This window comes from Streptomyces sp. NPDC057702, assembly GCF_042799315.1.
GTDB lineage: Bacteria > Actinomycetota > Actinomycetes > Streptomycetales > Streptomycetaceae > Streptomyces.
The window spans coordinates 107553-125752 of the sequence record NZ_JBHVJC010000007.1; the positions used below are offsets into that span (position 1 = coordinate 107553).

Genomic DNA, 18200 nt, shown 5'->3' on the forward strand with positions numbered 1-18200 from the left:
CAGCGGCATCGCGAGGCCCGCGCGTCACCCCGCACCCACCCCCGTCCCCCACCCAGTACCCCGTGTCCCCCCGGTACCGCCGCACACCGCCCCGGTACCACCGGTTCCACCGCGCACCACTCCGTACGCGTACGACGCGCGCCCCGCCATCGCGAGACCGTGTGACCCCCCGGAGACGTCATGAACCAGACGCCCCACGGCGGCACGGGCGATGGCCCGAGTGACAGAGCCTCGGCCACGACCGCCCCACAGCCCCGTGCCACCGTGCCCGCACGCACCCGACCGAGCAGCGCCGCCTCCGCCCCATCCGACACCGCCGCCACGTCCGGCCCCCGCCGCCGGGCCGGCACCGTGGCCGGGCCCCAGGCCGGGCCCCCGCCGGCCCGCCGCGACGCCCCGCCCGCCGGGAGCGGTGAGCGGACCGCCGCCGTCCCGCTCACCACACCGCGCGTGACCGTCGCGGCCGGGGCGCCGCCCAGGGCCCGGGTACGGGCCGCCGCCTCACCACCGGCCACCCCCGACGGCGCCCCCCGGACCACGGCCGTCACCCCCGACGGCGCCGCCACGACCGCCGCATCCCCACGCACCACGCACGCCACAGCGGCCACGTCCTTCGCCACCGTCTTCCGCGAGGCCCTCCGCCAACGCGGCCTCCCGCTGGAGCGGGTCAGGGAGCGGCTCGAATCCCGTGGCATCCGCATCAGCCTGGCCACCCTCAGCTACTGGCAGCGCGGCCGGAGCCAGCCGGAACGGGCGCAGTCGCTGCGCGCCGTGGACGCGTTGGAGGACATCCTCACGCTGCCCACCGGCGCCCTGCGCTCGCTGCTGGGCCCGCACCGGCCGCGCGGGCGCTCGGTCTGCGAACTCCAGGACCTCAGCGCCTCCCAACGCGTCTTCGGCGAGAACTCGACCGTGGAACGCGCCCTGGGCGCGGCGTTCGCGCACTTCAACGAGGACCTGTGTTCCGTGGTCATCCGCGAGACGCTGCGCCTGGACGAGCGACGCTGTATCCGTGGCACCGCCGTCCACCAGGTGCTGCGCGCCACCCGCGACGGAGCGAGCCGGTTCACGGTCGTGCACTGCATCGACGACACGGCGGCGGAGTCGATCGACGTCGTCGTACGCTGCGGCGAGCCGGGCTCCGTACGCTTCCTGCCCGAGCTGCGCTGCATCGTCATCGAGGTGTTGTTCGGCCGGGAGCTGGTGCGCAACGAGACCGCGGTGATCGAGTACGAGATCCAGCTCGGCCCCAGCGGCGTACCCTCCACGCACCACGAGCGCCGCACCCGCGTCCACCTGCGCGAGTACCTGCTCCACGTGTACTTCCACCCGGACGCCCTGCCGGCCAGCGTGCACCGCTACTACCGCGAGCAGATAGGCGCCGAACAGCGCTACAGCCGACGCATCGCGCTCGACGTCTCCCACTCGGCGCACATGCTCCCCATCCGCTGCCCGGCCGGCGTCCACGGCATGTCCTGGGAGTGGCCGGCGGACTGAGCCAGCCCCTGACCTCCGCCCCCAGCGCACACGCTGACCAGCGGATACGCCCTCCGGGCCGGCCTGGCCCGGGCCGATTCGGCCTGCTCCTGACCGGCCTGGGCTGATCGGTTCCGGCCCGATCCGGCCTGGGCTTCCGGCCCTGTCCGGTCCGGGCCGCCCTGGTCCGGAGTGGGGTGGGGTGAGCCGGGGGCGGGTGGGCCGGCTCCCACACGGCCACGGGGCCGGGGGCCGGCCCCCGCCGAGGTCGACGGGTCGGCACCCGTCCGCCGCCACGCCGCGCTTCCGGACGCGCGGCGCCGTGACGGGCGGGTTGCCGCCCGGGGCTCCGTTGCGCCGACTTCGCCCTGCCCACGAGGATCCGCACCGGCCACCCCCAAGTCAATCCACGGGTTTTCTTCCAACTCCCCAAGCCCTGGCTTGGCCTGGTGTGCTCGTCTAGCGTGACCGAATGACCCTCGACGATCTTCGCGCGTTCCTCGCGGTCTGCGAGGCGGGCAGCCTCAGCGCCGTGGCCCGCGACCTGTCCTGCACCCAGTCGGCCGTCAGCCAGCGCGTCCGCCGCCTGGAGCGCGAGCTCGGGTTGCCGCTGCTGGAACGCCAGCCGCGCGGGGTCGCCCCCACCGCCGCCGGCCGCCTCCTGCGGCACGCCGCGCATGACGGCATCGGCGCGCTCGACCTGGCCGTACGCCAGTTGCGCGAGATCCGCGACGGCGCGGCCGGCACCGTGCGGATCACCACCGGCGCCATCTCCGTACGGCACTTCATGTCCCAGGCCGTCGTCGCCTTCCGGACCCGACACCCCCAGGTCGGGCTGGAGTTCCAGACCTCGCACTCGGGCCGGGGCTGCCTGGACGCGCTCGCCGCCGACACCGCCGACCTGGCGTGGATCACCATCGGCCCGCCCGTACGCGGCGTGCAGCAGCGCACCGTGGTCCGGCTCCCGTGGGTACTCGCCGTACGCGCCGATGACCCACTGGCCACACGCGCCACCATCGGCCCCGAGGACCTCGCCGACATCCGACACATCCGGCTCCCGGAGAACTCCACCTCACGCCGCTCCCTGGACGGCCACTTCGCGCAACACGGCACCGAACCGGACGCCAGCACCAGCGTCGCCGACTGGGACACCGCGATGCTGCTGGCCGAACTCGGCCTGGGCCACGCGATCGTGCCCACCCTCCCCGGCTGGCGCGCCACCGAGCACCCCGCCCTGCGCCTCGTCCCCATCCCGTCCCTGCCCCCGCTCGCCACCGGCTGGGCCGTACGCCGCTGGGAGACCCTCAGCCCGGCCGCCCTGGCCTTCGCCGAAGCGGTGGCCCAGAGCCTGCCCCACCCCGACCCGGCTCCCCTCCCGATCCCGCGCCCCGCGCGGGAGGCGCCGGCGGGGGCGGGAGCGCTGGCCGAGTAGTGACGCAACTGGCGCTGGGGCGGGCGCGGTTGTCCGGGTGCGCGTGGTCGCCCGGGCGGGCGCGGTTGCCCGGGTGGGCGTTCGCCGCGCGGCGCGGGCGGGTAGCTTGGCTAGGCGTAACGGAATGCCGTTCGCTGGACGCGGGAAAGGGAGTCGGCGGGTGCTGAACGAGGTTGCAGGGATTCGCGTACCGGACGGACACGCCGTGGAAGCCGCGCGGCTGGTCTGTACGGAATACGCCGACGACGCGCTGTACCACCACTCCGTGCGGTCGTACTTCTTCGGTGCCGCCTGGGCCGAGGCGCGCGGCCTCGACTTCGACAACGAGCTGTTGCTCGTGTCCGCGCTGCTGCACGACCTGGCCCTGACGCCGCCGTTCGACAGCCACACCGTCGCGTTCGAGGACGCCAGCGGGCACCTGGCCCGCCTCTTCACCGCCGGCCTCGGCTGGCCGACCGCGCGCCGCGACCGGGCCGCCGAGATCATCGTGCTCCACATGCGCGAGGCCGTCTCGCCCGAGGAGGACGTGGAGAGCCGCCTGCTCCAGGTCGGCACCAGCGCCGACGTCTCGGGCGGCGGCCTCGACGCCTTCGACACCGACTTCACCAAGGCCCTGGTCGACGCGTACCCCCGGCTCGGCTTCGCCGAGTCCTTCATCGCCCTCTTCCAGGACCAGGCGGCCCGCAAGCCGGACTGCGCGGCGGCCAAGCTGGTCACGGAGTCCTGGGCCCAACGCACCTTCGCCCACCCGCTCGACCAGGGCTGATCCGGCCCCACCCCCGTCCGCCCGGCCGGGGCGGCCCCCACCGCCGGGCCCGGGTGTGGGACCGCCCCGGCCAGCCGCTCGACCGGCGAGGACGGCGGGCGCTCGGCGGGTTGCCGCCTGACGGGTTTGCCCACTGGCGAGCGCGCGGCTGGCGCGGGTCGCCCGCTGGCCGGGCGTTCGGCTGGGGTGGGGTGGTCGCTGGCGCGGGTTGGGCCGCAGGCGCGCGTCGGCTGCTAGCGGATACGCGGGCTCGCGTGGGCTCACCGCCGGTGTGGATTCGCCCGCTGGCCGGGCGTTCGGCTGGGGTGGGGTGGTCGCTGGCGCGGGTTGGGCCGCAGATGCGGGGTGGCCCGCAGGTCCGGGTTCGCCGCAAGACCGGTTTGACGCGCAGTCGGAGGGTTGTTCGGCTGGGGCGGGCTGGTCGCTGGTGCGAGTTGGGCCGCAGGCGCGGGTTCGCCGCACGTGCGGGCTGGCTCGCAAGGGCGGGATCGGCGCAAGACCTGGTGGCCCGCTGGCGGAGGGGCTTTCGGCCGGGGTGAGCTGGCCGCTGGTGCGAGGCGGGCGGCAGGCCGAGATTGGTCACACGCACGGGCTGGGCCGCAGGCACGGGTTCGCCTATCGGCCGGGGATTCGGCTGGTGCGAGGCGGGCCGCAGCGCGGGGGCCGCACGCACGCGTTGGCCCCCAAGGGCGGGACCGCCCGCCGCCGAGGTGATTCGACTGGTACGAGGCGGGCCGCAGCGCGGGGGGCCGCACGCACGGATTGGCCCCCAAGGGCAGGTTCACCCGCTGGCAGAGGGGCGCGGGTTCGACCGCTGCCCAGGTGATTCGACTGGTACGAGGCGGGCCGCAGGCCCAGGTTGGCCGCAGGCACGGGTTCGCCGCATGCGCGGGCTCGCCGCAGACGCGAGTTGGCCCGCTGGCGGAGGAGCGTTCGGCAGGTGCGGGCTTTGGTCGGTCGCGCCGTGGCGGGGCGGGCTTCGGGATGGCGGCGTTCAGGGCGAGGCAGGCCCGGTGGGCCGGTGCTCGCCGGGCCGACATTCGGTGGGTTGGTCAGCTCGGCGTCGGTGATCCGGCCCCGGCGGCGGGCGGGCCGCCCAGTCGGGCAGGCGGGCACTGATAGAAGAGCTCGGGGTCGCCCTCGTCCAGGCCGTGGAGCAACCCGACCGCGCTCCAACCAGCGTGCTGGAGCAGGCGCTGCATGGGCTGGTTGGACACGTTGGTCGAGGTGAACAGCTTGGGCGTGGTGCACGCGGCCTCGGCGGCGTCGAGGAGTCGTGCGCCCACACCGCGTCGGCGGCTGCTTGGCGCGACCATCAGCAGGGTGATGAAACCCTGCTCGAAGAAGGTGTACTCCACCACGCAGTAGCCCAACGGCCCGCCCGCGTCCTCCGCGAGCAGCACCCGCCCCCGCTCGCACCACCGCCGAATGCTCGCGCGCCGCTCGCCGTCGTCCGCCGTGGCGACGGAGTCGACCCCGGCGAGCGCCGACCAGTCCTCGGGGTTCGCGCGGCGTACCACCAACTCGCCGGCCCCTTCCGTCCGCACGTCGTCACCCGTCACGGGCCCATGGTGGCAGGTGGTGCGGTCGGGCCGCTTCCTCTTTCACCGCCCCCGCCGGCGCCCCCGCCGGCACGTCCGGTCGGGCCACCCCTCCCGCGTGACCGTCACCCCGCCGCCTCCCGCACGGCTTCCCGCACCACCTCGCTCGGGCCGACCCCGCCGCGCCCCGCAGAACTCGTTGCCCTCCGGATCCCGCAGGACGTGATGATGCTCGTCCACCGTCACCACGACCCTCGCGCCGGCAGCCACCAGGCGCTCGCTCTCCGCCGATAGACGGGCCCGCCACTCGGCCGAGCCGCCGTGGCCCGGTACGCGGATGTCGATGTGCAGGCGGTTCTTGACCGTCTTGGGCTCAGGCGTCCGGAGGATCGCGAGCCGGGGTCCGACACCCTCCGGATCGCAGAGCCACGCCCCGTCGTCCACGCCCTCCCCCCTCCAGCAGGTCGCACCGCGCGAGCCACTCCTCACGCGTCGTGAACGGGGCGGGCGGTGGCTGGTCCACGTACCCGAGGGCCGTCTTCCAGAAGGCGGCGAGGAGCCGCGCGTCCGCACAGTCGAGCGTCAGATCGAAACCGACTGCCGTGAACGGACCGTACCGCCCCCTCTGATAAACGTCGCTGACCTGCGGAAACCAACCGCTCCCGCTGACCCCGCCCACCGACCGAACTTCGCCCGACCGAACTTCGCCGCCTGCCACCCCGACGCCCTCTCGGCACCCCGACGCCCTTCCGCTGGCCCAGTGCCGTACCGGCGACCCCGTTCCGTCCCGGCGACCCGGTGCCGCCTCGTCGCCCCGGCGCCGTCCACCACGCCGGCTGCCCCGGTACCGTCCCCCGACGCCAGTGCCGTGCCGCCGGCCCGGGGCCGTCCCGCTCCACGGACCGCCCGCGTAACGCGTGTCACGTCCCGGGACAGGGCTCGCACATACATCCAGTTGTAGGATGACCGGGCAAGTGATTCCCCTACGACCCGACGCCTGACCGTCGCGGTCCGGCCAGGAGGCGAGCCATGACACTGCGCGCTGCGGGGCGGAAGTCGCTCGTGGACACCGTCGTCGAGGAGCTGCGCACGCAGGTGGCCAGCGGCGCCTGGCGGATCGGGGACCGGGTACCGACCGAACACGCGCTGGCCGAACAGCTCCAGGTCGGACGGAACACCGTGCGCGAGGCCGTGCGCGTCCTGTGTCACTCCGGGATGCTCCAGTCCCGACAGGGCGAGGGCACGTTCGTGGTGTCCACGGCCGACCCGGCCGCGGTCATGCGCGGCGTTCAACGCGCCGGCATCCGGGACGTACTGGAGCTGCGCATCGCGCTGGAGGCCGAGGGCGCGCGGCTCGCCGCACTTCGGCACGACCCCGCCGACCTGGAGCGGATGCGGGCCGCACTCGCCGCCCAGGCCGCACTCGCCGACGCGGGCGGCCCGCCACCACGGGGCGCGGACTTCGAGCTGTACGCGGACCACGACGTCGAGTTCCACACCGCCGTCGTGGACGCGGCACACAACTCCGCGCTGAGCGCGACGTACGGCTGGTTCAGCAGTTCCGTACGCGAGGCGCTGGTCACCGCGCTCGACGACCACGACATGCCGCACATCGACCCCGCCGACCACCACGCCGTCATCGACGCGATCGCCTCCGGCGACCCGGTCGCGGCGGAGCACGCGGCCCGAGCGCTGCTCGACGCCCCCAAACGAGCGGTGGACGCACTGCTCAACCCGGACGCGTAACCCTCCCCCCCTTCCCCGAACCCCTCGCACTCCCCCGGCCCCAACCTCTCGCCCCGCAACCTCTGACACACACGCCACTCCAGGCTCCCGACCTCTCGCCCTGCCGACTCCAGCCGTCCGGCCGCCGCTGCCTCCGCTACCCCGCCCGCGCACCGGCCCGACCGCCGCCACCCTCGGGCCGGCGCTCCGTACTCGCCCGGACGCGCGCCCCCGAACCGGCGTCCAGGGCTCCGCACCCGGCGCGCCTCCGCGCGCCCGCGCGCGCCCTTCACACCTCCCGCCCGAGATCCCCGCCCGAACGACGAAAGGTAAGCCGCCTATGTCCGGGATATCCGGGCCGAGCACCGCGCCCGATGACCGGCTCATCGATGCCGAAGAGGACCTGGTCCCCACCCCTCCGGTGGCCGCCGCGCGGCGCACGCTGCGCGCACACCCGGCGCTCCTGCTCCTTGGCATCGTGCTCGCCGCGCTCAACATGCGCGCGGCGCTGGCCAGCGTCTCCCCGCTGCTCGGCGAGATCAGCGACCACTTCCACCTCGCGGCGACCGCGACCAGCCTGGTCACCACCATCCCGCTGTTGTTCATGGGCGTGGCTTCGCCGTTGGCGCCGAAGCTGGCCCGCCGGTTCGGCACCGAGGCGGTGTTGCTCGCCGCGCTGCTGCTGCTCTGCGGCGGCATCCTGCTACGGGTGGCGCCCCCGGTGGTCACGCTGTTCGTCGGCGGCGCGTTCGTCGGCACGGCCATCGCCTGGCTCAACGTTCTGATGCCGGGCCTGGTCAAGCGGGACTTCCCGGAGCGCGCGGCGGCCATGACGGCCGTCTACTCCACCGCGATGATCATCGGCGCGACCGTGTCCGCCGCCACGTCCGTGCCCCTGGAGAACGCCCTCGGCGGCTGGCGCGGCTCGCTGGCCTCCTGGGCGCTACTGGCCGCGGTGGCCGCAGTGCTGTGGATACCGCAGGCGGTCATCGCCCGGCGCGGCGTACGCCACGGCCAGCCCGCCGCCACCCGGAACCCGGCCGCGAACCCCACCTCCCCGACTGCCGACCCCGCCGCCTCGCGTCTCTCCCGCACCCCGCTGGCCTGGCAGATCACCCTGTTCATGGGGTCGCAGTCGTTCGTGGCGTACGTCGTGATCGCCTGGCTGCCGACCGTCTTCACCGACAACGGCATGAGCAAGTCGACGGCCGGTCTGATCTTCGCTTACAGCACGCTCCTCCAGGGTGTCGGCTCCTTCGTCGTGCCACTGCTCGCCGGGCGGATGCGGCAACAGCGGCTGCTGGCGGTCAGCGTCGCGTCGTTGATGGCCTGCGGCGTCGTCGGTCTGTTGGTCGCGCCGGCGGGCGGGGCCTGGCTGTGGGCCACACTGCTCGGCCTCGGGCAGGGCGGCGCGCTCGGCCTCGCGCTGACGATGATGGTGCTGCGCGCCCGCGACGCCCACACCGCCTCCCGGCTCTCCGGCATGGCTCAGACCTGGGGATACCTGTTGGCCGCCGCGGGCCCGCTGGCTCTTGGCGCGCTGCACCAGGTCACCGACGGCTGGACGCTGCCGCTGCTCCTGCTGCTGGGCGTCTGCGCGGGCCTGGCCGCCCTGGGTCTGGGCGCGGGCCGCGACCTCAAGGTCTGAGCGACCGGCCGCGCCCCGGGCCGGTGGGCCCGCCAGAAACCCACCGGCCCGGTGCGGGCCCACTCCACGACGGCCCGCCCCGGCGTCCCGCTCACTTCACCTCGCTCAACCTCCCGGTCGCCACGTCGAAGACGAATCCGCGCACGGCGTCGGTGTGCGGCACGAACGGGCTTGCCTTGATGCGTCGCAACGACTGCCGCACGTCCTGCTCCACGTCGCCGAACGCCTCCGCCGCCCACGCCGGCCGGATACCCGTCTCCTCCTCGATCTGCTGCCGGAACGCGTCGTCGGTGAACGTCAGCATCCCGCAGTCGGTGTGGTGGATGAGCACGATCTCCCGTGTGCCCAGCAACCGTTGGCTGATGGCCAGCGACCGGATCTCGTTCTCGGTGACCGCGCCTCCGGCGTTGCGGATGACGTGCGCCTCTCCCTCCTGGATGCCCAGCGCCGCGTACACGTTCAGCCGCGCGTCCATGCACGCCACCACCGCGATGTTGCGCGAGGGCGGCAGCGGCAGCGGCCCCTGGAAGGTGGCGGCGTACGTCTCGTTGTTGGCCAGGTACTCATCGGTGACGGACATGACACGACCTCCCGTAGCAACGTTCTGTGAGCGTCACAGCACGGTACGGGTCCGCGAAACACCCACGGAAGCCGCCAGGCCCCGCGTACACGCGCCTGTAGCACGCCCGCAACAACCCGACCCCGCACGCTAGTTGACTCCCCCCGCACCTCGCCTCCCGCGCGGGCCGGATGACCGGCCGGACCTCCACCGCCCCCCGGCGAACGGCTCACCGACCGGCCCCGATGAACCACCCCGCAGGGCTACTCGGTGGGCGGCCCGGCGAGCCGGTCGAGCCCGCGACAGGTTGGCCGGCCAACCTGTCGCGGTTACGTCCGCCCCTCGCGCGCCACCTCGTGCAGGCGCTGTGTGTCCACGTCGTAGACGAAGCCCCGCACCGCCTTCTTGTGCGGTACGAACGGGTTCACCAGGACCCGTGCCACCGACTGTCGTACGTCCTCCTCAAGTCGCTCGAAGCCCTCGGCCGCCCACGGTGGTCGGACGCCCGTCTCCCGCTCGATGTCCCGCTTGAACGCGTCGTCCGAGAGGCCGAGCATCCCGCACTTGGTGTGGTGGATCAGCATCACCTCGCGCGTCAGCAACTCCCGCTGACTGACCACGAGCGAACGGATCGCGTCGTCGGTGGCCGCGCCTCCCGCGTTGCGAATGACGTGGGCTTCGCCGCGTTCGAGGCCGAGCATGGCGTAGACGTCGATCCGCGCGTCCATGCAGGTGATCACGGCCAGGTGCTTGGTGGGTGGTTCGCCGAGGAGCGCGGCGGCGGGGGCGAGCGCGTACGACTCGTTGTTGGCCAGGTAGACGTCGGTGACGGACACGGGGAGCCCTGCTTTCTGTAGCCGACTCCCCGCACCGTAGGAACTCCCACGGCCGTACGGAACGCGCGCGCCGACACGTACACGCGAGGGCGGTACCGCGCACCCGCCAGCCGGCCGCATCCCCGTCCCGACCAGGCCGACCCGCGCCGGACGCCCCAGCCCGACGTGCGCCCGGCCTCCGCCACGACCTCTCCCCGGTGCCGCTTCCTCAGTGCCGCTCTCCCAGCCTCCCTCCTCGGTACCGCTCGCGTCGCCTCCTTCCCCTTGGGTGCTGCTCGTGTCGGTGGCTCCCCCTCTTTGCGCCGTGCTCGTCGGTGCGGGTCAGACGGTCAGGCCGGGTGCGGGGGTGGCGTCGGTCCGGCTCAGGAGCGGGTGGACGCCGAGGCGCTCCAGGGCGTGGCGCAGCTGTTCCGTCTCGGAGGGGGGCAGGGGGAGCAGGGGCGGGCGGGGCTGGCCGACGCCACGACCCCGGAGCTCCAGGCCCGCCTTGATCGTCCGTGGGAGACCGTGGCTGACGATGAGCTTCAGCAGGGGCAGCAGGTTCGCCCACATCGCGTCGGCCCGCTCCGGCTGGCCGCCCGTCGCCGCCTCGTACAGGTCCCGGCACGCGCGCGGGGCCAGGTTGGGGGCCGCTGTGCACCAGCCGACCGCGCCGGATCGGAAGGCGTCCAAGGCCAGCGGATTGCTCCCGTTGTAGACCGACAGCGCGCCGTCGGACAGCTCGCGGAGGGCCCGGAAGCGTGTCGCGTCGCCCGAACTCTCCTTGACCATCGTCAGATTCGGGATGGCACGGGCGAGAGCCGCCACCGCTCTCGGCGGCAGGTCCACACCGCTGGTGGCCGGGTTGTTGTAGAGCATGACCGGCAGGTCGCTCGCCTCGGCGACGGCGGCGAAGTGCCGTGCCAGCTCCGCGTCGGTCAGCCGCCAGTACACCTGCGGGAGCACCATGATCGCGGTGGCCCCGTGCCGGGCGGCCACCCGGGCCCGGCGTACCGTGCCCCGCGTGCTGAAGTGCGCCACACCGACCACGGTGGGCACCCGCCCGGCAACGGCGTCCAGCGTCGTCTCGCAGACCGCGTCCCACTCCGCCTCGGTCAGATAGGCACTCTCGCCCGTGCTGCCCAGCGGGGCGATGCCGTGGCTGCCCGCGGTCACCAGGTCGTCGGCGAGCCGACGCAGCGCGTCCAGGTCGAGCCCGCCGTCGGGGGCGAACGGGGTGACGGGGTAGGAGATGATCCCGGTCAGAAGTGGCTTCGCCATCAGAGGTTCACCTCTCCCGTGACGCAGTCGGGGTGACGGCGCAGCGCCTTGCGCGCGTAGTAAGCGAAATTGGCCTGGTTGCGGCGCTCGGTGGAGGTCCAGTCGTGGGCCTCGCGGGCCAGCTCCGGAGGCAGCGGCTTTATCGTCCCGGCCGCCATGGCCAGGAGTTGCAGGCGGGCCGCACGCTCGATCAGGAGCGCCAGGTTGCACGCTTCCTCGACAGTGGTCCCGGTGACCAGCTGGCCGTGGTGGGCCAGCAGGATGGCCCGTTTGTCACCGAGGGCGGCCGAGATGATCTCGCCCTCCTCGTTGCCGACCGGGACGCCGGGCCAGTCCTTGAGGAAGGCGACGTCGTCGTAGAGCGGCGTGGTGTCCATCTGCGAGACCACGAGCGGGACTTCGAGCATGGCGAGCGCGGCCGTGTGCAGCGCGTGCGTGTGGACGATGCAGTGCACGTCCTCGCGGGCGCGGTAGATCCAGGAGTGGAAGCGGTTGGCGGGGTTGGGCATGCCGTCGCCCTCCAGCACCTGGAGGTCCTCGTCGACGAGCAGGAGGTTGTCCTCGGTGATCTCGTCGAAGCCGAGGCCGAGGCGCTGGGTGTAGTAGGTGCCGGGCCGGGGTCCACGAGCGCTGATCTGGCCGGCCAGTCCCGAGTCGTGACCGCCGTCGTACGCGATACGGCAGGTCAAGGCGATCTTCTGACGCGTGGTGAGCTTCGAGTCCGCGAAGTGGCCGTTCATCAGCCGCTCGGCGCGGTCCACGAGCACGGTCTTCGAGTCCCGCAGCGTGTTCGCCATGGTCTGCTCCAGTTCCGGGGCACACGCCGTCGCCGGCAGGCCCACCGTCCGGTGCTGTGGCACAGCACCACCGAGAGGAAACTGTGTTCACCATAGGACACCAGGTGTCATGACGGCAAGGGGTGTCCGCCACGAACCCGCGCGGCCGGTTCCGACTACGCCACCGACGGCTGTGCCAGGTCGACTCCGAGGCCGGTGCGGTTCGGCGCGTACCGCTCGTCGCCCACCGCTCACCGGCTGGCACCGCCCGCCGTTCGGAGCTCGCTCGGCCGGGCTCGTCCGGGGTGGCCGGGACATACTTGGGTTCCCGCCCGGCCGATGCCAGCCCGCGCGGAGCGGTGTGCGAAGGGGAGAAGACAGTGATCAATCGGGTCCGGCAGCTTCGTAAGGAACGACTGCTGACACTGGAGGCTCTCGCCGAGCGCTCCGGGGTCACCAAGAGCTACCTGTCCAAGGTCGAGCGCGGCCAGAGCACGCCGTCCATCTCCGTCAGCGTGTCACTCGCCAAGGCCCTGCACGTCCCGCTGGGCAACCTGTTCGCCGACGCCACGGAGCCCTCCGAGATCACCGTCACCCGCGCCGGCGAACGTCAGGTGCTCTCCTCCGACGAGGAGCCCGGCAGTCGGTACGAGGGGATAGCCCTGGAGGCCCGCGACAAGCGGATGACGCCCTTCATGCTCTATCCGCCACACGGGGGACCCGCACCGTTCCGGGACCACCCGGGCGAGGAGTTCGTCTTCGTCCACGCGGGCAACGCCGAGCTCATCTTCCCCTCGATGATCATTCCCCTCGGCCCCGGCGACTCCGTCTACTTCCAGGCGACCACCCCGCACAAGGTCCGCTCCACCAGCGCCGAGCGTGCCGCCGTGCTGCTCATGGTCAGCGACGACCGCGACGCGGCGGAGACCGCTCACCCGCACCTGCCCTGACCCCCACCCGCCAGTCGGGCACAGACGCCGCCATCCCCAGCCCGCCCGCACCGCCGCGCTCCGGCCGAGTCGGCCCGCTCAGCCGGCCCGGTGCACCTCCACGCCCTCGGGCAGGCCGAAACGCTGGAGCAGGTCCGAGTACCAGCCGTCCCGCAGGGCCGTTTCGACCGGCTCCGGCTCGCAGCACGTCAGCCCCGCCTCCTTGGCCCAGGCCAGCGCCCCCACGACGGCCCGCGCCCGCTGGTAATGAGCCGGTGTCACCTCGTACGCGGCGGCTGCCTCCTCGCTGAACACGCCCTCCCAACGGCGGCCCGACGGCGTCGCCCCGTACGCCACCGCGCAGTCCTCGTCCCGCACGTAGATCGCCATCGCGGGCGCGCTGGTGGTCGCGACGACCTCCGCCACCGACGGGCTCGGCCGCGCCCCCCAGCGGTCGTTGAGCCACAGCTCGCGCCAGTCCCCCCGGACGTACTCCGCCAGGATCGCGCTCCCGTGGGCGACGACGGCGGACTCCTTCGACAGCGTGTCATCGCCCTTGGCGACGATGATCCAACCCGAGTACCCCATGCCTCAGACGCTACTCGCCACCTCTGACAACACCCCCTGCGTGAGCCCCACTCCTGAAGGTCAAAAGCTGTTCAACCTTTGGCTTGTGCCGGTGGCGCGCGGATGGCCCGCCAGGCACGACCATCAGCCAGTGACATGCACATGGCTATACGGTGAAGAGTCAACAAACGGGCTCACGCGGTCGATCACACCACGCGCGCGGGTGAGTTCGGCACACGCGGAGCGGCTCGTACGGGAAGCCCGACCGCGCCCCCGTACGAGCCGCGCGCCTCGTACGTCTCAACTACCCCGCACCCGAGGGCGACCGGGGCCGTACGTCACTCCTCGCCGGCCAGCGTGAGGCCGCGCAGCTTCTGTCCCGCGTACCAGGTGGCGACCACCGTGACGCCGATCAGCAGCACCACGGCCGCCGGCAGGCCCACGTCCGAACGGATCACGTCGCCCTGGCCGATCCTCTCGGCCGCCGCCAGCGACCACTGCTGGACGCTGAGTTGGCGCGCGCCGGAGACGTACGTGCCGAACACGGACTCCCACACCAGCGCGTAGACCAGACCCGCGACGACCGCGTGCTTGGTGACGGTGCCGAGCAGCAGGAAGATCGCGCTGTAGGCGATGGAGGCCATGGCGGCGGCCGAGGTGTACGCGCCGGCGATGCCCTGGCTGTTGCCGTTCAGGATCAGGCCGGCGATCAGGGTGGGTATCGCGGAGAAGGCCATCGTGACGCCGACCGCGACGAACAGCTTGGTGACGATGATCGTCGGCCGCTTCACCGGCTTGGCCAGCAGATACACCACCGAACCGTCGTCGATCTCCGGGCCGATGGCGCCGGTGCCCGCGATCACGCCGATCAGCGGGACCATCACGGACAGCGCGAAGCCGCCCAGGATGGCGTCGGCGGTGTCGTCGTCGGCTCCGGTCATCACCCGGATCGCGATGGAGATGACGATCAGCAGCGCGGGCAGTGAGCAGAGGATCAGCGCGCGGCGCCGGCCGAGCAGCGCCCGGTAGGTGAGCCGGGCGACCGTGGGGTTGTACATCGCTGGGGCTCCTTGCGTTATGCCGCGACGAGGTAGGAGAAGACGCTCTCCAGGGACTCGTCCGATGGCGAGACCGTGAGGAGCCTGATGCCGTGCTCGCGGGCGACGCGCGGCAGGAGTTCGGTGAACCGGTTGAAGTCGACGGCCTGGACGCGCAACGCGCCCTCCGCCGTGTCCACCTCGATGCCCGTCGTCGACGCGTCCGCGATCAGCGCGGCGGCCAGCGCCCGGTCATCGCTGGAGCGCACCAGGTAGCGGTGCGGGCGGTCGGTCATCAGGCGGCGGATCTTGCGGAAGTCTCCCGACGCGGCGTGCCGGCCAGCGACGATCACCTCGATATGCGCGGCCAGTTGCTCGACCTCCTCGAGGATGTGCGAGGAGAACAACACGGTGCGTCCCTCGGCGCCCATGCGCCGCAGCAGATCCATGAGCTGCATCCGCTGACGCGGGTCCATGCCATTGAACGGCTCGTCGAGCAGCAACACCGACGGCTCGTGGACCAGCGCCGACGCCATCTTCACGCGCTGGCGCATGCCCTTGCTGTACGTGGAGATCTTCCGGCCCGCCGCGTACTCCATCTCCACCGTGGCCAGCGCCCGCCGCGCGGCGGCCTTCGGCTCCGCCAGCCCGTGCAACTCGGCGTTGGCCAGCACGAACTCCTGCCCGGTGAGGAAGTCGTACATCGACTCGCGCTCGGGAACGATGCCGATGTGCCGGTAGCTCTGCTCGTTGCGCCAGATCGGCGTGCCGTCCAGGGTGACGGAGCCGGTGGACGGCGCGAGGAAGCCGCCCATCATGTTGATCAGCGTGGACTTGCCCGCGCCGTTGGGGCCGAGTAGACCGGTCACGCCCGGACCGATGGTCATCGTCACGTCGTTGACGGCGACGACGTTCCCGAACCAGCGGGAGACGTTGTCGATGAGGACAGTACTCATGGGCGCGGCCCGTTCCTTCGAGGGGTGGTGGCGAGGGCGGGGCCGTGGGCGGCGGGGTGACCAGGGACGTGCAGCGTCCTCAACCGGTCGGCTACGGCCACCCCTCGATCGGCCGGGCGCGCCGGGTGGTCCTGGCTGGTCACAGGCCGACCTTCCGGTAGCGACGGACCAGCAGCCCGTACGCGCCGGCGGCCAGCGCGGCGTACACCAGCAGGTAGACGACGCCCACGGCGGCGTCCGGGCCGTACTCGCCGGGTGCGGCGGACGTCGCGGCCAGGAAGGCCGAGCCGATGCCGTCGATGAGCGTGATGGGCGAGAAGAGGCCGAGCCACTCGATCGCCCCGCTCTCCGCCTGCTCGTCCGCGATGCCCTGCATGACGCTGACGGCGCCGTAGGAGATGGTCAGGACCGCGATGATGGCGGCGACGCCGAAACCCCGGCGCGGCGTGAGCGCGGCTATCACCAGGCCGATGCCGGCGAAAAGAATCGAAAGCAGAGCCACGGAGACCATTCCCTGTGCGAACCCCTTCGTCTGGTCCACGAAATCGAGCTTGGCGAGCAACGCCCCCACGTAGAGGATCGCTACGGGTGTCGCGGTGAGCAGGAAGATAGCCGAGGCCAGCGCGGCGAGCTTCGCCACCACGTAGTCCACGGTCTCGATCGGCCGCGAGAAGTACAGCGGGATGGTCTTGAACCGCAGATCACGCGAGACCGATTGTGGCGCCTGCGAGGCGACGAACAGACCGATCACAGCCTGCAGGATGATCGCGTACCGCGTGTACTCGACCGGAAGCTTGTTGACGTTGGTCGCCACGGCGACCGCCACGATGATCCCCGCGGGCAGGCACATCACACCGAGCAACAGCATCGGCAGCACCTTGGACTTGGCGGAACGGCCCAGTCCGTAGGCGCCGCGCAGGCTCTGTGAGAAGAGCGACCGGCGGGCGTAGGCGCGACCGAGGCGCGGGCCGTCGTAGTGCCGGTAGCCGATGTTGTGGATGACATCGGCGGTCGGCGCCGCGCCGCGCGCGGCCTGCCACGCGCCGGCTTGCGCCGAACCTGCCCGCGTGGTGCCCGACCGCGTCGTGCCGGCTGGCTTTTCAGGCGACATCGCCGCTGCCTCCTTCCTGGTGCTGACGCGCGGCGTGCCGCTGCGCGGAGTGCTGATGGGCGGGGTCCGCCTGCGCGGCGGCACCCCGGGCGGAGGTGGCCTGGTCCTCGGCCGTGGGGCCTGGGGCCGTGCGGCTCGGGGTGGCATGGCTGGGGGCGGCCTGGGCCGCCGGATCGGCGCGGAAGACCTCCGCTATGCGGTGCCTGCGCTGCTCCATCCGCACCAGCCCGAGCCCGAGCCCGGCGACCGCGTCCCGCACCGCGTCGTAGGTGTCGTCGCCGGTGACCTCGACGAACAGCACCCTGGCCGACGCCGGCGAGCCGTCCGCCTCCCGCTCGGCCGTGGCGACCGCGAGGCCGGCCCGCTCCAGCGCGTCGCGCAGCGCGGTCGTGCCGTCCGGGTGCGTGTCGCTGTCCGTGACCTCGACCGCGAGCGACGCCGTGGCCTGGGTGAAGTCGTCCGTCGAGGACGATCGCAGCAGCGTGCCGCCGTCGATGACAACCACGTGGTCGCAGGTACGCTCCAGCTCGCCGAGCAGGTGCGAGGTCACCAGGACGGAGATGCCGAAGTCGGTGTGGACGCGGCGGATCAGGCCGAGCATCTCGTCCCGGCCGACCGGGTCGAGGCCGTTGGTCGGCTCGTCGAGCAGCACGAGCTGCGGGTCGTGGACGAGCGCCTGAGCGAGCTTGACCCGCTGCTTCATGCCGGTCGAGTATCCGCCGATGGGGCGGTACCGCTCCTCGTAGAGGCCGACGTGGCGCAGCGTGTCAGCGGTGCGCTCACGGGCGGCGGACGGTGGCAGTCCCGACATACGCGCCATGTGCACGACGAACTCCGTCGCCGACACGTCCGGTGGCAGACAGTCGTGCTCCGGCATGTACCCGACGCGTTCCCTGATCGCCCCGCCCTCGCTGGCGACATCGAGGCCGAGCACGGCGGCCTTCCCCTCACTGGCAGGGGAGAGGCCGAGCAGGATCTTGATCAGCGTGGACTTGCCGGCGCCGTTGGCGCCCACCAGTCCGGTCACGCCCGGGGCGATGTCGAGGGAGAGCCGGTCCAGCGCGGTCACCCGGGGGAACCGCTTGCTCAGACCTTCGGTAGCGATCACAGTCACGTGTTCGAAGGTAGTGCCGGTCACCGTTTCCGGCGTCCATCCAGAGGTCCCCACCTCCTACGACTGGAGTCGTAGAGGCCCGTAGGGGTACAGGCTCGAAGGAGAACACCCGTTGTACTCCTTGGTCGCTATCCATGGGTCTGAGCTGGGGTTTTCGTCCAAGGGTCACCCTCGGTGGACAGGTGGGGGCGCGGGGGCGACACGACCCGGCGCACGGGCGAAGGGCCGCCCACAAAAGAGGCGCACCACCGGGACGGGAACGCGCCGGGGCGCGGAATGAGTGACGCGAGAGCCCGTCGGGCGGCCGTGTGACGACGGTCCGGTGGGGCGGCGGGCGGGGCGCCTGGGCCTGTGAGGTGCGGTGGGGGCGGGCGGGCTCGTGGGACGGGTCGAGGACCGGACCCGGGGGTGGCGGCGGGGCACGAGACGCCCGCGCTTCCGGTGTTACCCACGGTTTTCCACAGGCG

General features: G+C 72.6%; 16 protein-coding genes and 1 pseudogene. 6 read left to right on the forward strand and 11 right to left on the reverse strand.

From position 1 onward, the window contains the following. The first annotated feature begins 450 nt into the window (after positions 1-450). The 3 genes from ACFVFR_RS07140 to ACFVFR_RS07150 all read left to right on the forward strand — a co-directional run bounded on the left by ACFVFR_RS07140 (position 451) and on the right by ACFVFR_RS07150 (position 3674). Entirely contained in the window at positions 451-1497 is a 1047-nt protein-coding gene (locus ACFVFR_RS07140; protein ID WP_383698671.1) for an XRE family transcriptional regulator, read from the forward strand. Positions 1498-1948: 451 nt separating this feature from the next. Then, entirely contained in the window at positions 1949-2908 is a 960-nt protein-coding gene (locus tag ACFVFR_RS07145; protein WP_383698672.1) for a LysR family transcriptional regulator, read from the forward strand. A 160-nt stretch (positions 2909-3068) separates the two neighbouring features. After that, on the forward strand, positions 3069-3674 hold the full coding sequence (locus ACFVFR_RS07150; RefSeq protein ID WP_383698673.1) for an HD domain-containing protein: 606 nt from the start codon (positions 3069-3071) through the stop codon (positions 3672-3674). 1052 nt (positions 3675-4726) lie between these two features. Here ACFVFR_RS07150 and ACFVFR_RS07155 read toward each other — a convergent pair. Further along, a complete protein-coding gene (locus ACFVFR_RS07155; RefSeq protein ID WP_383698674.1) occupies positions 4727-5236 on the reverse strand; it encodes a GNAT family N-acetyltransferase in 510 nt (169 codons plus the stop codon). 162 nt (positions 5237-5398) lie between these two features. Continuing rightward, a pseudogene (locus tag ACFVFR_RS07160) lies at positions 5399-5801 on the reverse strand (VOC family protein); the annotation flags it as partial. A 443-nt stretch (positions 5802-6244) separates the two neighbouring features. Here ACFVFR_RS07160 and ACFVFR_RS07165 point away from each other — a divergent pair. Both ACFVFR_RS07165 and ACFVFR_RS07170 read left to right on the forward strand, forming a co-directional pair. Then, positions 6245-6961: a FadR/GntR family transcriptional regulator gene (locus ACFVFR_RS07165; RefSeq protein ID WP_383698675.1), complete on the forward strand. Its 717-nt coding sequence runs from the start codon at positions 6245-6247 to the stop codon at positions 6959-6961. Positions 6962-7280: 319 nt separating this feature from the next. Further along, the gene (locus tag ACFVFR_RS07170; RefSeq protein WP_383698676.1) at positions 7281-8588 is read left to right on the forward strand and encodes an MFS transporter; all 1308 of its coding nucleotides are present in this window, start codon (positions 7281-7283) and stop codon (positions 8586-8588) included. A gap of 91 nt (positions 8589-8679) precedes the next feature. Here ACFVFR_RS07170 and ACFVFR_RS07175 read toward each other — a convergent pair whose 3' ends face one another. The 4 genes from ACFVFR_RS07175 to ACFVFR_RS07190 form a co-directional block, all read right to left on the reverse strand. After that, on the reverse strand, positions 8680-9168 hold the full coding sequence (locus ACFVFR_RS07175) for a beta-class carbonic anhydrase (protein ID WP_383698677.1): 489 nt from the start codon (positions 9166-9168) through the stop codon (positions 8680-8682). A 308-nt stretch (positions 9169-9476) separates the two neighbouring features. Further along, positions 9477-9983, reverse strand: coding sequence for a beta-class carbonic anhydrase (locus tag ACFVFR_RS07180; RefSeq protein WP_383698678.1), 507 nt, complete (start codon positions 9981-9983; stop codon positions 9477-9479). Between the two features lie 321 nt (positions 9984-10304). Continuing rightward, on the reverse strand, positions 10305-11243 hold the full coding sequence (locus ACFVFR_RS07185) for a dihydrodipicolinate synthase family protein (RefSeq protein ID WP_383698679.1): 939 nt from the start codon (positions 11241-11243) through the stop codon (positions 10305-10307). After that, positions 11243-12040, reverse strand: a complete 798-nt coding sequence (locus tag ACFVFR_RS07190; RefSeq protein WP_383698680.1) for an aldolase — start codon at positions 12038-12040, stop codon at positions 11243-11245. Before ACFVFR_RS07190 ends, ACFVFR_RS07185 begins: the two co-directional genes overlap by 1 nt. Positions 12041-12399: 359 nt before the next feature. Here ACFVFR_RS07190 and ACFVFR_RS07195 point away from each other — a divergent pair, with 359 nt between their 5' ends. Continuing rightward, positions 12400-12969 (forward strand): helix-turn-helix domain-containing protein, encoded by a 570-nt coding sequence (locus tag ACFVFR_RS07195; protein WP_383698681.1) that lies wholly within the window; start codon positions 12400-12402, stop codon positions 12967-12969. 78 nt (positions 12970-13047) lie between these two features. On the opposite strand, the gene ACFVFR_RS07200 is transcribed toward ACFVFR_RS07195, so the two are convergent. The 5 genes from ACFVFR_RS07200 to ACFVFR_RS07220 form a co-directional block, all read right to left on the reverse strand. Then, positions 13048-13536 (reverse strand): hypothetical protein, encoded by a 489-nt coding sequence (locus ACFVFR_RS07200; RefSeq protein WP_383698682.1) that lies wholly within the window; start codon positions 13534-13536, stop codon positions 13048-13050. Between the two features lie 317 nt (positions 13537-13853). Further along, on the reverse strand, positions 13854-14573 hold the full coding sequence (locus tag ACFVFR_RS07205) for an ABC transporter permease (protein ID WP_383698683.1): 720 nt from the start codon (positions 14571-14573) through the stop codon (positions 13854-13856). A gap of 17 nt (positions 14574-14590) precedes the next feature. Then, complete coding sequence (locus ACFVFR_RS07210) at positions 14591-15508, reverse strand: ABC transporter ATP-binding protein (protein WP_383698684.1); 918 nt, start codon at positions 15506-15508, stop codon at positions 14591-14593. Positions 15509-15647: 139 nt separating this feature from the next. Then, positions 15648-16619, reverse strand: coding sequence for an ABC transporter permease (locus tag ACFVFR_RS07215; protein ID WP_383698685.1), 972 nt, complete (start codon positions 16617-16619; stop codon positions 15648-15650). Further along, positions 16609-17727 carry an ABC transporter ATP-binding protein gene (locus ACFVFR_RS07220; protein ID WP_383698786.1) on the reverse strand — a complete coding sequence of 373 codons (1119 nt, stop codon included), beginning with the start codon at positions 17725-17727 and terminating at the stop codon, positions 16609-16611. Before ACFVFR_RS07220 ends, ACFVFR_RS07215 begins: the two co-directional genes overlap by 11 nt. Positions 17728-18200 lie beyond the last annotated feature (473 nt).

Excerpts from the sequence above, each read along its gene's own strand:
- ACFVFR_RS07205 (WP_383698683.1), bottom strand. The coding sequence starts at position 14,573 with ATGTACAACCCCACGGTCGCCCGGCTCACCTACCGGGCGCTGCTCGGC.
- ACFVFR_RS07170 (WP_383698676.1), top strand. The coding sequence starts at position 7,281 with ATGTCCGGGATATCCGGGCCGAGCACCGCGCCCGATGACCGGCTCATC.
- ACFVFR_RS07185 (WP_383698679.1), bottom strand. The coding sequence starts at position 11,243 with ATGGCGAAGCCACTTCTGACCGGGATCATCTCCTACCCCGTCACCCCG.
- ACFVFR_RS07175 (WP_383698677.1), bottom strand. The coding sequence starts at position 9,168 with ATGTCCGTCACCGATGAGTACCTGGCCAACAACGAGACGTACGCCGCC.
- ACFVFR_RS07165 (WP_383698675.1), top strand. The coding sequence starts at position 6,245 with ATGACACTGCGCGCTGCGGGGCGGAAGTCGCTCGTGGACACCGTCGTC.
- ACFVFR_RS07190 (WP_383698680.1), bottom strand. The coding sequence starts at position 12,040 with ATGGCGAACACGCTGCGGGACTCGAAGACCGTGCTCGTGGACCGCGCC.
- ACFVFR_RS07210 (WP_383698684.1), bottom strand. The coding sequence starts at position 15,508 with ATGAGTACTGTCCTCATCGACAACGTCTCCCGCTGGTTCGGGAACGTC.
- ACFVFR_RS07215 (WP_383698685.1), bottom strand. The coding sequence starts at position 16,619 with ATGTCGCCTGAAAAGCCAGCCGGCACGACGCGGTCGGGCACCACGCGG.
- ACFVFR_RS07200 (WP_383698682.1), bottom strand. The coding sequence starts at position 13,536 with ATGGGGTACTCGGGTTGGATCATCGTCGCCAAGGGCGATGACACGCTG.
- ACFVFR_RS07145 (WP_383698672.1), top strand. The coding sequence starts at position 1,949 with ATGACCCTCGACGATCTTCGCGCGTTCCTCGCGGTCTGCGAGGCGGGC.